Here is a 13948-nt window from a genome sequence, read left to right as displayed (position 1 = left end):
AAACCTTGCCGCTCCCTGCCCGTTGGTTGCCGACTGAAACTATTTAGCGCATCAATTCGAAATACCCCCATCTTATCGGTTGCTTAGGGACAAAAAAGCCCTCTAACGCACCTTATGGCACTTACGCGGGCCAAAACGCGTAATAACATGATAAAAAGCGCTTAAAAATGCCGCAAAGCCAGATAATTAGCCGTTTTTTATCGACTTGTCCGAAAGTGCGCCACGCAGCGCCAATAATGGGTAATCTTTCCTATAGTTAATCTCAGCGCTTTTTTCTATTGCACGGAGACCGCAATGAAAACCGAACATGTGATGACATTAGAACAGGCTAAGGGGGGATTCGCCCCGGCCGCCGCGCCGTTGGCCACCTCCGCGATTATCACCGACGAACAGGGCATTCACGCCGGGCAAACGACCATCCCTTCTCAGGGCGACGCGCTGCCGGCCTACGTCGCCAAACCCGCCGACCATAACGGCCCCTTTCCCATCGTGCTGGTGGTGCAGGAAATCTTCGGCGTCCATGAGCACATTCAGGATCTGTGCCGTCGCCTGGCCAAGCAGGGCTATCTGGCGATCGCGCCCGAGCTCTATTTCCGCCAGGGCGACGCCAATGACTACAGCGATATCGGCGAGCTGTTCCAGCAGTTGGTGACCAAGGTGCCGGATCGTCAGGTGTTGTCCGATCTGGATCACGCCGCGCACTGGGCTATTCGCCACGGCGGCGACGCCGGCAAGCTGGCGATCACCGGTTTCTGCTGGGGCGGCCGCATTACCTGGCTGTACGCGGCGCACAACCCGCAGTTGAAGGCGGCGGTCGCCTGGTACGGCAAACTGGTCGGCGAGAAAACGCTGAATTCACCGAAGCATCCGGTCGATGTCGCCACCCACCTGTCAACGCCGGTGCTGGGGCTGTATGGCGGGCAGGACAGCGGCATTCCGCTGGAGACGGTGGAAACCATGCGTCAGGCGATCCGCGCCGCCAACGCCGAGGCCGAAATCGTGGTATATCCTGGCGTCGGGCACGCATTCAACGCCGACTATCGCCCCAGCTACAACGCCGAAGCGGCGGAGGACGGCTGGCAGCGCATGCTGGCGTGGTTCGCCCAGCACGGCGTCAAATAATGTCCCTCGCATAAAAAAGGGCGCCGAAGCGCCCAATCATCACACCAGTAAATCTATAAGCGGCGGTTCATCCGCCGCACGGCATCACGCGTGCTCGCGCAGGCGCTGCGCCGCCAATACCATGTTGGCCAGCGACTGCCGGGTTTCCGGCCAGCCGCGAGTTTTCAGGCCGCAATCCGGATTGACCCACAGGCGTTCCGCCGGGATGTTCTGCGCCGCTTTACGCAGCAGCGCTTCGATCCATTCCACGCTCGGCACGTTCGGCGAGTGGATATCGTAGACGCCCGGCCCGATTTCGTTCGGGTATTCGAACTCTTTGAAGGCTTCCAACAGATCCATATCGGAACGCGAGGTCTCGATGGTGATCACGTCGGCGTCCAGCGCGGCGATAGAGTCCATGATGTCATTGAACTCGCAGTAACACATGTGGGTGTGGATCTGGGTGTCATCCCGCGCCACGGCGGCATTCAGTTTGAAGGCGTCCACCGCCCAATTCAGGTAGGCGGCCCAGTCGGATTGGCGCAGCGGCAGCCCCTCGCGCAGCGCAGGTTCGTCGATCTGGATGATGCCGATGCCGGCTTTTTCCAGATCTTCCACCTCGTCGCGCAGCGCCAGCGCAATCTGCTTGGCGATCACTTCGCGGGTCACGTCTTCACGCGGGAACGACCAGCACAGGATGGTCACCGGCCCGGTCAGCATGCCTTTCACCGGTTTGTCGGTCAGCGACTGGGCGAATTTGGCCCATTCGACGGTGATGGCTTCCGGGCGGCTGACGTCACCGATGATGACCGGCGGCTTCACGCAGCGGGAGCCGTAGCTCTGCACCCAGCCGTTCTGGGTAAACACGAAGCCGTCGAGGTTCTCGCCGAAATACTCCACCATGTCGTTGCGCTCGGCTTCACCGTGCACCAGCACGTCCAGCCCGAGACGTTCCTGCTCGACAATCGCCTGTTTGATGTGCTCACCGATGCTGGTGCGGTAGTTATTGCCGTCCAAACGGCCCTGTTTGAAGTCGAGACGCAGGCCGCGGATCTCGGTGGTCTGCGGGAACGAACCGATGGTGGTGGTCGGCCAGGCCGGCAGGTTGAAACGCTCGCGCTGCGCCCTGGCGCGCTCGGCGTAAGCGCTGTGGCGTTCGCTGTCCTGCGCGGTGATCGCGGCCAGCCGGCGCTCAACCTGTGGGTTATGCACACGGATCGACTGACGGCGGGCGCGGATCGGCGCGCTGTAGGCGTCCAGTTCAGCCTGTTTCGCCGCGTCAGGCGCGTTCAGCGCCGAGCTCAACAGCGCCAGTTCGGCGCATTTTTGCAGCGCGAAGGCGAACCAGCTTTTCACTTCTTCGTCCAGACGGCTTTCCACGCTCAGGTCGATCGGGCTGTGCAACAGTGAACAAGAAGAGCCAATCCACAGCGGGCGAGTCCCCACCAGCGGCTGCAGACGCTCAAACCAGCGGCTCAGATCGGCGCGCCAAACGTTGCGGCCGTTGATCACCCCCAGCGACAGCAGCCAGTCTTGCGGCAATGCGGCGCTCAGCGCGGCGATATCGTCATGACCGGCGACCAGATCGACGTGCAGCCCCTGTACTTGCAGGGTGCGAATGGTGTCGAGGTTATGGCCGACGCTGTCGAAATACGTGGTCAACAGCAGCTTCACCTGCCCCTGCAGCGCATCGTAAGCCGGTTTGAACGCGTCCAGCCAGGCTTGCGGCAGCTCCAGCACCAGCGCAGGCTCGTCAATTTGCACCCACTCAACGCCGCGCTTCGCCAGCTCGGCCAGCACCTGCTGGTAAACAGGCAGAATCTCTTTCAGCAGCGACAGGCGGTCGAACGGTTCACCCTTCACTTTCCCCAGCCACAGATAGGTCAGCGGACCCAGCAGCACCGGCTTGATGCGATGGCCGAGCGCCAGCGCTTCATCCACTTCGTCCAACAGCTGAGTCCAGCCCAGCTTGAACTGCTGGCCTTGCTGGAATTCGGGCACCATGTAGTGGTAGTTGGTGTTGAACCATTTGGTCATTTCCGCCGCGGCCGCCGGCTCGCCGGTCGGTGCGCGGCCACGGCCGATGCGGAACAGCGTGTCCAGATCGATCGAGCCATCCGCATTCTGATGGCGCGCCGGCACGTTGCCCAGCAGCAGGCTGGTGGTCAACACATGATCGTACCAGGCGAAATCGCCGACCGGCACCAAATCCACCCCGGCCTGCTGTTGCTGTTGCCAATGACGAGCGCGCAGCTCGCGGCCAACCGCCAACAGCTCTTCCTGCGTTGAGTTGCCGGCCCAGTAGCTTTCCTGAGCTTTTTTCAGCTCACGTCGTAGCCCAACGCGAGGAAAACCCAGTGTGTGATTCAAAATTGCCATCGTCATATTCCCCATTTAGCCGTCCAGATGTTTACACATCCATAATCAGCAGGTACTGTATTAACCACAAGCGCAATTTATTCACTGTCAATGTGAAGGACTCTCATGATCGAACTGAAACATTTACGGACGCTGCAGGCTCTGCGCAACAGCGGTTCGCTGGCGGGGGCGGCGGCCCAACTTCATCAGACGCAGTCTGCCCTGTCGCACCAGTTCAGCGATCTTGAGCAACGTCTGGGCTTCAAGCTGTTCGTGCGCAAGAGCCAACCGCTGCGCTTCACCGCCCAGGGCGAGATCCTGCTGCAGCTGGCGGAACAGGTGCTGCCGCAGATCCAACAGGCGCTGCAGGCCTGCCACGAGCCGCACCAGACCACGCTGCGCATCGCCATCGAATGCCACAGCTGCATTCAGTGGCTGACGCCGGCGCTGGACAACTTCCGCCAGCGTTTCCCGCAGGTGGTGATGGACTTCACTTCCGGCGTGACTTTCGATCCGCAGCCAGCCCTGCAACAGGGCGAGCTGGATCTGGTGATGACGTCGGATATTCTGCCGCGCAGCGGCCTGCACTATTCGCCGATGTTCGATTTCGAGGTGCGTCTGGTGCTGGCGCCGGATCATCCGCTGGCCGGCAAGCCGCACATCGAGCCGGAAGACTTGAGCGATGAAACGCTGTTGATTTACCCGGTGCAGCGCCAGCGGCTGGATATCTGGCGGCATTTCCTGCAGCCGGCGGGCGTTAACCCGGCATTGAAGAACGTCGATAACACACTGCTGCTGATCCAGATGGTATCGGCGCGGATGGGGATTGCGGCGCTGCCGCACTGGGTAGTGGAGAGTTTCGAACGGCAGGGGCTGGTGGTGACCAAAACCCTGGGTGACGGCCTGTGGAGCCGCCTGTACGCCGCCGTGCGCGACGGCGAACAGCGCCAGGCGGTGACCGAAGCCTTTATCCGCTCGGCCCGCCAGCACGCCTGCGATCATCTGCCGTTCGTGCGCGATGCGGCACGCCCCGGCGCGACCGGCGCCAAAGCGTTGGCGGCCGGCGTATAAACTGTCGGCCCCCCGTTTAGCCGAGCTGTTTCGGCGCCACCCAGCGGCGGTGCACCCACAGCGAAGCGACGATCACCGCCCCGCCGATGATAAAGCTCGGCCAGTGCGGCTGCTGCTGCCAGATAGCCAGGTTGACCAACAAGCCGGCCGGCACATGCATGTTGTTCATGATGCCGAGCGTGCCGGCATCCACCTGCGTCGCGCCGTAGTTCCACATGAAATAGCCCAGCCCCGACGCCACCACGCCCAGCCAGATCAGCACGCCCCACTGCAGGTTGGTGGTTGGCAACTGCTGCGGATTGCCCCACAGGAACCAGGCCACTACCGCCACCGCCGCCGCCCCCAGGTAGAACCAGGAAAAGGCGGTGTGCTGCGGCAAGGGGTGCACTTCCATCAGGCGCTTATAGCCGACCATGCCGATGGCGAAGCTGATGTTCGCCGCCTGCACCAACAGCAGCCCCCACCAGAAGTGTTCGCTCAGTTGGTGATAGCGAATGATCGCCGCGCCCAGCACCGCCAACAGCGCGCTGAACACATAGCCCCAGCGCAGACGGCGGCCGCTCAGTAAGTCGTAGATCAGCGTGATGTACAGCGGCGTCAACACGGTGAACAGCAGGAATTCCGGCACCGTCAGGTAGAGATAGGCGCGGAAGCTGAACAGGTACATGATGCCCAGCTGGAAGGCGCCCACCAGCATATACAGCAGGATCACCCTGGGCTTGATATTGCGCCAGCGCAGGAACGGCAGGAACACCAGCGCCGCCAGCCCGATGCGCACCAGCGCCGAGAACCCGCTGTCGACATGGCCCGCCAGGTACTCGCCGATCAGGCTGAAAGAAAACGCCCACAGGATGGTGGTTATAACCAAAAGCAGCACGATGGGTTCACCCTAAAAAGACCGAAAGGGCGATTGTAACGGAAGATGGACGCATAAGGGGATGAAAGGCAGTTTACATCTGAACAAAAGACAAACTACCGGCAAAATTTCACCGCTGGGTTAGGCTTAGTAAAAAGGCGAGGTAACCATCATGAAAACATCTCACATTCTGTTCGCTCTGCTGTTGCTGCCAGGGTTGGCGGCGGCGGCCAACGGCGTAACCGACCTGCGTTCACAGCAGCAGTTACTCAACCAAAACAGCCAGCAGGCGCAGCAACAGCGCTTGTTGAACAACCGGCAGATGGATCAACGCCGCCTGCAGCAACAGCGACAGTTCGACAATCAACGGCAACAGCTGTTGCAAACCACGCCGAACGGCGGGCAACTGCTGCCTAACGGCAACCAGCCGCGCGATCCGTTCAATCGCACCGTGCCGGCGGTGCCGCAGGCGCCGCTGCCGGCTACGCCCGCACGCCCATAACGGTGAGGATCAGCGGCGTGGTGATCGCCGCCAGCACGGTGGACATCACCAGGCTGGTGGCGGCCGGGCCGGTGAGCGTATTGAACTGGCGCGACATCAGGTAGACGTTCACCCCCACCGCCATCGACCCAAGCAGCACCACAACCCGGGTCTCCATCGGCGGCAGATCCATCATCCAGGCCAGCAGCCAAATCACCAACGGCTGTACCAGCAACTTCAGCACGCAGATGGCGCTGCTCAGCTGCCAGCCTTCGCTGATGCGGTACTCGGCGAGCCCCATGCCAAGCACCACCAGCGACAGCGGCGCCGCCACCTGGCCGAGCATGCTGACCGGTCGCTCGACGAAGTCCGGCAGCGGCAAGCCGGTCAGGCTAAACAACGTGCCGGACAAAATGCCGACGATCAGCGGGTTGGTCAGCACGCTGCGCGCGGTTTTAGCGAAGCCGCCCAGCGTCGGCGAGCCGTTGCGCGCCCATTCGATCGACACCGTCACCAGCGTCCACAGGATCAGGCCGTTGAACACCAGCACCAGCGCCACCGACGGGATCGCCGCCTGCCCCAGCATTACGCTGGCGATCGGTAAACCGAGCATCACGTTATTGGAGAAAATACCGCCCAGCGCAAACACCGATCCGGCGACGCCATCCAGCCGGAAGAGGTGCCGGGCGACCAGGCGGCCAAGCACGAACACGATCAGGCAACTGCCGAAGAACGCGATCAACAGCCGGGCGTCGACCGCCGGGCGCTGCGAGAAGTCGCACATCATGCGAAACAGCATGGCGGGCAAGGCGAGGGAAAACACGAAACGCGTCAGGCCATCGGTGATGCTGGAGGGCCATTTCCCCCAGCGAATCAGCCCATAACCCAACGCGATCAGGGCGAACAGCGGTAAAGACAGCACGATCTGGTGCCACAGTGACATCATAAAGCCTGGCATCGCATTCCTTCCGTTGGCGCGGCGGCAAGGCTTGTCGTCGCGGGATTTATCGGCGCCGGATTAAAAATCCGGGCCAATCAAATCTATCCGGTCGGTGCAAATGCAGTCAACGCCCCAGTCGAGCAGCAGGCGCGCGCGATCCGGTTGGTTGACGGTATACACCAGAATGCGCAGCCCGGCGTCTTTCAACGCGTTCACCCGTTCGGCGGTCAGCGCTTTGTGATCGATATGCAGCGAGACGCAATCCAGACGTTCGGTCAGCTCGCGCCAGTTGTCGTCCCAGTCCTCCAGCAGCAAGCCGCGCGGCAAATCCGGCACGGTGCGTTGCGCCGCCGCCAATGCTTCCACCGAGAAGGAGGAGAGCAACGGGTCGGTCTGCCCTTGCCACAGCAGCCGCGCCGCCAGCGCCACCACCCGGCCGGTTTCATCGTCGCTGCCGGTGGTCGGTTTGATCTCGATATTGGCCATCAGGCCGTGTTCCCGGCAGCGTTCCGCCACCTCCGACAGCAGCGGCAGCCGCTCGCCCTTGAAGGCCGAGCTGTACCAGTTGCCGGCGTCCAGCTGCACCAGTTTATCCCACGGCAGTTCGCCCGCCACGCCCCAGCCGTTGCTGGTGCGATCCAGCGTATCGTCATGCAGCAGGAAAATTTGTCCGTCCTGCGCCAGTTTGGCGTCGAACTCGATCATCTTGTGGCCGTGGCGCGCGCCGACGTCGATCGCCGCCAGGGTGTTTTCCGGCGCCAGAGAACCGCCGCCGCGGTGGGCGACAATATGAGGGTAAGGCCAGGGTCTCGTCATCAATCCATCCGTAATCCGCTGTGGGTGTCAAAGAAGTGCAGCGCCTGAGCAGGCAGCTGCAAATATAGCGTACTGCCCGCCGCCGGCAAGGTTTCATGCGACAGCCGCGCGATCACCCCGTGTCCGCCCCACTGGCCGTGCGCCAGATTGTCGGCCCCCAGCAGTTCCAACGTCTGCAGCTGCAGCGGCACGCCCTGGCCTTGCGCCACCAGCTGAATATGCTCCGGCCGAATGCCCAGCGTCAACGGCCGCCCCGCCCACTGCGGCTTGGCCGCCGGCAACGGCAGCGCCATGCCGTCCGTCAGCAGCAGCTGGCCGCCGTCAGCGCTCAGGGTGCCGGGCAGCAGGTTCATCGCCGGCGAGCCGATAAAGCCGGCGACGAACAGCGAAGCCGGCCGCTGATATACCTCGCTCGGGGTGCCGATCTGTTCCGCCACGCCCTTGTTCATCACGATCACCCGCTGCGCCAGCGTCATCGCCTCCACCTGATCGTGGGTCACGTACAGGCTGGTGGTTTTCAGGCGTCGGTGCAGCTGCTGCAGCTCCAGGCGCATCTGCACCCGCAGCTTGGCGTCCAGGTTGGACAAGGGTTCATCGAACAGGAACACCGCCGGTTCGCGCACGATGGCGCGCCCCATCGCCACCCGCTGGCGCTGGCCGCCGGAAAGTTCGCGCGGCTTGCGCTTGAGCAGCGGCTCCAGCTCCAGAATGCGCGCCGCCTCCTCCACCCGCTGGCGGATATGATCCTTGCCGAAACCGCGGATCTTGAGGCCGTAGGCCATGTTGTCGTACACGCTCATGTGTGGATAGAGCGCGTAGTTCTGGAACACCATCGCGATGCCGCGATCCTTGGGCTCCAGATCGGTCACGCGCCGGGTATCGATATAAATATCGCCGCTGGTGGTGCGCTCCAGCCCGGCCACCATGCGCAGCAGCGTGGATTTGCCGCAGCCGGACGGGCCGACCATCACGATGAATTCACCGTCCGCCACGTCGAGGTCGATCTGTTTGATCACCGGCGTTTTACCGTCGTAAGACTTGGTGACCGCCTGTAGTTTTAATCCTGCCATCGTCGTTATTTCTCGCTATCAACCAGACCGCGCACAAACCAGCGCTGCATCAGAAGCACCACCGCCAGCGGTGGCAATAAAGTCAGAATCATCGCCGCCATCACCTGGTTCCACTGGGTCGGCGCGCCGGAAGTGGAGATCATGCTCTTGATGCCCGCCACCGCGGTGCCCATCGAGGCATCGCTGGTGATCAGGATCGGCCACAGGTATTGGTTCCAGCCGTAGATAAAGGTGATGACGAACAGCGCCGCCAGATTGGTTTTCGACAGCGGCAGCACGATGTCCCAGAAGAAACGCATCGGCCCGGCCCCGTCGATGCGCGCCGCCTCCAGCAGCTCATCCGGCAGCGTCATGAAGAACTGGCGCAGCAGGAAGGTGGCGGTGGCCGAGGCCATCAGCGGCAGCGTCAGGCCGGTATAGCTGTCCAGCAGGTTGAGGTTGGAGATCACCTCCACCGTCGGGAAAATGCGCACCTCCACCGGCAGCATCAGGGTGAGGAAAATCAGCCAGAAAAACAGGCTGCGCAGCGGGAAACGGAAATACACGATGGCGTAAGCCGACAGCACCGACACCGCGATCTTGCCGCAGGTGATCGCCAGCGCCATGATCACGCTGTTGAGCAACAGCAGCGAGAACGGCACCTTGAGGTTGCCCACGCCGCCCTGCCAGATATTGCGGATGTTCTCCCACAGGTGCCCGCCGGGCACCAGCGTCATCGGCACCTGAAACACCTGTTTGTCGTCCAGCGTGGCGGCGACAAAGGCCACGTACAGCGGGAACAGCACCACCAGCACGCCGATAATCAGCATCACATGGCTGAAGACATCCAGCCCGCGTCGATTCTCAATCATTGGTAGCGCACCTTACGTTCAACGAAGCGGAACTGGATCACCGTCAGGCCGATCACCAGCAGCATCAGGATCACCGACTGCGCGGCGGAACTGGAGAGATCCAGCCCGGCGAAGCCTTCACGGTAGATCTTGTAGATCAACGTGGTGGTGGACTGCACCGGCCCGCCGCCGGTGGCGGCGTCGATCACCGGGAAAGTATCGAAGAAGGCGTACACCAGATTGACCACCAGCAGGAAGAAGCTCACCGGCGCGATCAGCGGCAGCACCAGATGGAAGAAACGCCGCACCGGGCCGGCGCCGTCGATGGCCGCCGCTTCCACCAGCGAACGCGGGATAGACTGCAGCGCCGCGAGGAAAAACAGGAAGTTATAGCTTATCTGCTGCCATACCGAGGCCAGCACCACCAGGAACATCGCCTGGCCGCTGTTTTGCGCATGGTTCCAGTTATAGCCCAGCCCGTTGAGGAAATGGGTAATCAGCCCCAGACCGGGGTTGAACAGAAAGATCCACAGCACCGCCGCCACCGCCGGCGCCACCGCGTAGGGCAGGATCATCAGCGTGCGATAGAGGCGGCTGCCGCGCAGCACGTAGTCCACCAGCGCGGCGAAGAACAGCGAAACCGCCAGCCCGATGCCCGCCACCAGGAAGCTGAAGATCAGCGTGGTGTAGAACGAGTCGAGGTAGTAAGGATCCTGGAACAGCTGTTTAAAGTTATCCAGCCCGACAAACTGGCTGGACAGGCCGAACGGATCGAGGCTCTGCACCGAATACCACAGCGCTTCGCCGGCGGGCCATAAAAAGAAGACGGCGGTAATCAGCAGCTGCGGCAGCACCAACGCATAGGGCAACCAGCTGCAGCCGAAACCGGGACGGGAAGATGACATAGCAGTTAAACCATTAATCGGGTACGGAAGGATCGGCGTGAAGACGCGAGCCCGGTCTGCCGGGCCCGCGACGCAGGGTTACTTGGTCGATGCTTCGAAGCGGCGCAGCAGCACGTCACCGCGCTGCACGGCGGCGTCCAACGCCTGCTGAGGCGTTTTCTTGCCGGTCCACACGCCTTCCAGCTCTTCATCCACCACGCTGCGGATCTGCGGCATGTTGCCCAGGCGCAGGCCCTTGGTGAACGGCAATGGCGGCTTGTTCAGCATCTGGCGAGTGGCGACGTCGGCCCCCGGGTTCTTATCGTAGAAGCCCTGCTGCTTGGTCAGATCGTAAGCCGCGGTGGTGATCGGCAGATAACCGGTCTTCTGGTGCCATTCGGCGGCGATTTCCGGCTGCGCCAGGTACTGCAGGAACTCGGCCACGCCCTTGTAGGTGGCGGCGTCTTTGCCGTTCATCACCCACAGACTGGCCCCGCCGATGATGGCGTTCTGCGGCGCGTTTTTCGCGTCGGCGTCGTAAGGCATCATGCCGACGCCGTAGTTGAATTTGGCGTAGTGCTTGATGTCCGCCAGCGAACCGGAAGAGGCGGTGGTGATGGCGCAATCGCCGTTGTAGAACTTCTCGGTGGATTCGTCTTTGCGGCCGAAGTAGGTAAAGTCGCCCTTCTTGTTCATCGCTTCGAGCAACGCGATATGCTTGACCTGCAGCGGTTGGTTGAACTCCAGCTTGGCGCTGGTGCCGCCAAATCCGTTGTTTTCACTGGCGAACGGCACGCCGTGCCAGGCGCTGAAGTTCTCGAGTTGGATCCAACCCTGCCAGCCGCTGGCGTAACCGCACTTCATGCCTGCTTCGCGCAGTTTGGCGGTATCCGCCGCCAGTTCCTGCCAGGTTTTCGGCGGCTGATCCGGGTTCAGGCCGGCCTTTTTGAAAGCGTCTTTGTTGTAGTACAGCACCGGCGTGGAGCTGTTGAACGGCTGCGACAGCAGATGGCCGCTCTTGTTGTCGGTGTAATAGCCGGCCACCGTCGGCACGAACACCGACTCGTCGAAGTTGATGCCGGCCTCTTTAAACACTTCGTAGACCGGCTTGATGGCTTTGCTGGCCATCATGGTGGCGGTGCCCACCTCGTAAACCTGCAGGATCGCCGGCGCCTTGCCGGAGCGGTAAGCGGCGATGCCCGCCGCCAGGCTCTGTTCGTAGTTGCCTTTATAAACCGGCACAATCTTGACGTCGCTGTGCGACTGATTGAAGCGATCCGCCAGGGAATCCACTTCCTTACCCAGTTCGCCTTCCATTGAATGCCAGAACGGGATTTCTGTCGCCGCCAGCGCCTGAGCGCTGACCGCCAGGGTCAATGCGACGCACAGCGTGGTTTTGCGAATAGCGTAGGTGAGCATGCCTAACTCCTGAAAAAGCTGGTGTAAAAGCGCGTGAGCGAAAAGAATCAGTTTTTTGTTCGGAAGCTAACATGCCATGCGCGGATGACAGAAAAATAACCGTTATATGACAGCCACATGACGGCAAGGTGAAGTGAAGATGGCGGTTTGATGTCGGCGGCGGGCATCGGCTCCGCCGCCGCGAGGATTACAGCGAACGGCGCAGGCGCGCCACCGCTTCTTGCATCTGCTGCTCGGTGGCGGTGGCGAACGACAGGCGGAAGGTCGAACGATCCGGGTTGTCGGAGAAGAAGTATTCCCCCGGCACGAACACCACGCCCTGCTGCAGCGTGGTGTTCAGCCATTCGGTGGCGTTGAACGGCTGGCGGAAACGCGCCCACAGGAACATGCCGCCCTTCGGCTTATCGAAGGTGATGTAGTCGCCCAGCTCCTGCTCCACCAAACCGGCCAGGATCTCGCCCTTTTGCTTGTAGGCGGCGCGGATCTTGTCGATCTGCGCCGGCAGGCGATCCAGGCCGAGGTAGCATTCGACGATGCTCTGCGACAGGGCGCTGGCGTGCAGATCCGCCGCCTGTTTGATGATCGCCACTTTATGCAGCAGGAACGGCGGCAGGATCGCCCAGCCCAAGCGTAGGCCCGGCGCCAGGATCTTGGAGAAGGTCGAGGTATAGATGATGTGGTCGGTGTTGCCCAGCACCCGCTGCGACACCTGATGCAGCGTCGGGTGGCGCTCTTCGGTGAAACGCAGTTCGCCGTACGGATCGTCTTCGATGATCAGGAAGTTATGTTCGGCGGCCAGCTTCACCAGCAGTTCGCGGCGCGCGGCGCTGAGGGTAATGCCGCTGGGGTTGCCGAAGTTCGGCACCACGTACACGCCCTTGATGCGCTGGGTTTTCAGCAGTTCGGCCAGCTCTTCCACCACCATGCCGTCGCTGTCGGACGAGACCGACATGATGTTGGCCTCCGCCAGTTCCAGCGTTTGCAGCGCCGCCAGGTAGGTCGGGCGCTCCACCACAAACACGTCGCCGGGATTGACGATGGCGCGCATCACCAAATCCAGTGCCTGCTGCGAGCCGGCGGTGACCATCACCTCTTCCGCGCCAGCGGTGACGCCGCGCTCGGCGCACAGCGCGCAAATGCGCTCACGCAGCAGCGGGCTGCCCTCGGTCAAACCATACTGAAACGCGCTTTTCGGCTGTTCGGTGATCGCCTGCTGGGTGGCGATGCTCAATCCTTCGAAATCGAACAGCGCATCAGAGGGGATGCCGCCCGCCAGCGAAATGACGTGTTCCATCTTGCTGTGCTTAAGCAATTCACGGATGGCCGAACTTTTTACGTTAACGATGCGCTGCGCGAGTAACCCTTCTGTCTTCATTTCTTCTTCTCGTACCTGATTATTTTAATTCGTAGGGGGGCGGATTAACCGCCCAGATACGCCGACCTCACTGCTTCGTTGGCTAACAATGCAGCCCCCGTATCTTCCAACACCACGCGGCCGTTTTCCAGCACATAACCGCGGTCCGCCAATTTCAGCGCCTGATTGGCGTTTTGCTCCACCAGGAAGATGGTCATGCCCTCTTCCCGCAGCTGCTGAATGATGTCGAAGATCTGCTGGATGATGATGGGCGCCAGCCCAAGCGAAGGTTCGTCGAGCAGCAGCAGCTTCGGCTGGCTCATCAGCGCGCGGCCGATGGCCAGCATCTGCTGTTCGCCGCCGGACATGGTGCCGGCGCGCTGGCTTCGGCGCTCCAGCAGGCGCGGGAACAGCGTGAACACCCGTTCGATACGCTGTTGATACTGCTGGCGATCGGCGAAGAAACCGCCCATCGCCAGGTTTTCTTCCACCGTCATGCGCGAGAAGACGCGCCGCCCTTCCGGCACGATCGCCACCGCTTCGCGCATGATGCGCGAGGTTTGCCACTGGGTGATGTCCTGGCCCTGGAAAACGATGCTGCCTTCGCTGGCGCGCGGTTCGCCGCACAGGGTGCCGAGCAGCGTGGTTTTACCGGCGCCGTTGGCGCCGATTAACGTCACGATTTCGCCCTGACTTATCGTGAGACTGACCTGATGCAGCGCCTGAATTTTGCCGTAATGGGCGGATACCTGATTGAATGACAACATA

At 61.7% G+C, this 13948-nt stretch carries 13 protein-coding genes; 3 read left to right on the top strand and 10 right to left on the bottom strand.

Annotation, left to right across the window (positions count from 1 at the left end; translation table 11 throughout):
• The first annotated feature begins 294 nt into the window (after positions 1–294).
• Entirely contained in the window at positions 295–1122 is an 828-nt protein-coding gene (locus ACP39K_RS23045; protein WP_089185192.1) for a dienelactone hydrolase family protein, read from the top strand.
• 84 nt (positions 1123–1206) lie between these two features.
• On the opposite strand, the gene metE is transcribed toward ACP39K_RS23045, so the two are convergent.
• Positions 1207–3495, bottom strand: coding sequence for a 5-methyltetrahydropteroyltriglutamate--homocysteine S-methyltransferase (metE, locus tag ACP39K_RS23040; protein ID WP_161544309.1), 2289 nt, complete (start codon positions 3493–3495; stop codon positions 1207–1209).
• A 90-nt stretch (positions 3496–3585) separates the two neighbouring features.
• Between metE and metR the strand changes: the two genes are divergently transcribed.
• Positions 3586–4530 carry an HTH-type transcriptional regulator MetR gene (metR, locus tag ACP39K_RS23035; RefSeq protein ID WP_016929455.1) on the top strand — a complete coding sequence of 315 codons (945 nt, stop codon included), beginning with the start codon at positions 3586–3588 and terminating at the stop codon, positions 4528–4530.
• A 16-nt stretch (positions 4531–4546) separates the two neighbouring features.
• On the opposite strand, the gene ACP39K_RS23030 is transcribed toward metR, so the two are convergent.
• Positions 4547–5407: a carboxylate/amino acid/amine transporter gene (locus ACP39K_RS23030; protein WP_016929456.1), complete on the bottom strand. Its 861-nt coding sequence runs from the start codon at positions 5405–5407 to the stop codon at positions 4547–4549.
• A 151-nt stretch (positions 5408–5558) separates the two neighbouring features.
• On the opposite strand from ACP39K_RS23030, the gene ACP39K_RS23025 reads away from it, so the two are divergent.
• Positions 5559–5888: a hypothetical protein gene (locus ACP39K_RS23025; protein WP_497008895.1), complete on the top strand. Its 330-nt coding sequence runs from the start codon at positions 5559–5561 to the stop codon at positions 5886–5888.
• Here the strand turns inward: ACP39K_RS23025 and ACP39K_RS23020 are convergent.
• The 8 genes from ACP39K_RS23020 to livF form a co-directional block, all read right to left on the bottom strand.
• Positions 5869–6825 carry an AEC family transporter gene (locus ACP39K_RS23020; RefSeq protein WP_497008893.1) on the bottom strand — a complete coding sequence of 319 codons (957 nt, stop codon included), beginning with the start codon at positions 6823–6825 and terminating at the stop codon, positions 5869–5871. The genes ACP39K_RS23025 and ACP39K_RS23020 overlap by 20 nt on opposite strands.
• Before the next feature lie 60 nt (positions 6826–6885).
• Positions 6886–7623, bottom strand: coding sequence for a glycerophosphodiester phosphodiesterase (gene ugpQ / locus ACP39K_RS23015; RefSeq protein ID WP_033638985.1), 738 nt, complete (start codon positions 7621–7623; stop codon positions 6886–6888).
• Positions 7623–8693 carry a sn-glycerol-3-phosphate import ATP-binding protein UgpC gene (locus ACP39K_RS23010; protein ID WP_033638987.1) on the bottom strand — a complete coding sequence of 357 codons (1071 nt, stop codon included), beginning with the start codon at positions 8691–8693 and terminating at the stop codon, positions 7623–7625. The genes ugpQ and ACP39K_RS23010 overlap by 1 nt, the downstream gene beginning before the upstream one ends.
• Positions 8694–8698: 5 nt before the next feature.
• On the bottom strand, positions 8699–9544 hold the full coding sequence (ugpE, locus tag ACP39K_RS23005) for a sn-glycerol-3-phosphate ABC transporter permease UgpE (protein WP_033638989.1): 846 nt from the start codon (positions 9542–9544) through the stop codon (positions 8699–8701).
• Entirely contained in the window at positions 9541–10428 is an 888-nt protein-coding gene (gene ugpA, locus ACP39K_RS23000) for a sn-glycerol-3-phosphate ABC transporter permease UgpA (protein ID WP_015376293.1), read from the bottom strand. Before ugpA ends, ugpE begins: the two co-directional genes overlap by 4 nt.
• 78 nt (positions 10429–10506) lie before the next feature.
• Entirely contained in the window at positions 10507–11826 is a 1320-nt protein-coding gene (gene ugpB / locus ACP39K_RS22995) for a sn-glycerol-3-phosphate ABC transporter substrate-binding protein UgpB (RefSeq protein WP_004934396.1), read from the bottom strand.
• A 187-nt stretch (positions 11827–12013) separates the two neighbouring features.
• Complete coding sequence (locus ACP39K_RS22990; protein ID WP_033638994.1) at positions 12014–13201, bottom strand: aminotransferase-like domain-containing protein; 1188 nt, start codon at positions 13199–13201, stop codon at positions 12014–12016.
• A 44-nt stretch (positions 13202–13245) separates the two neighbouring features.
• Positions 13246–13947, bottom strand: coding sequence for a high-affinity branched-chain amino acid ABC transporter ATP-binding protein LivF (gene livF / locus ACP39K_RS22985; RefSeq protein ID WP_004934391.1), 702 nt, complete (start codon positions 13945–13947; stop codon positions 13246–13248).
• Position 13948: the final 1 nt, after the last annotated feature.

The organism is Serratia sp. EC4 (assembly GCF_059652115.1).
This window is presented reverse-complemented; position numbering and strand designations above follow the sequence as displayed.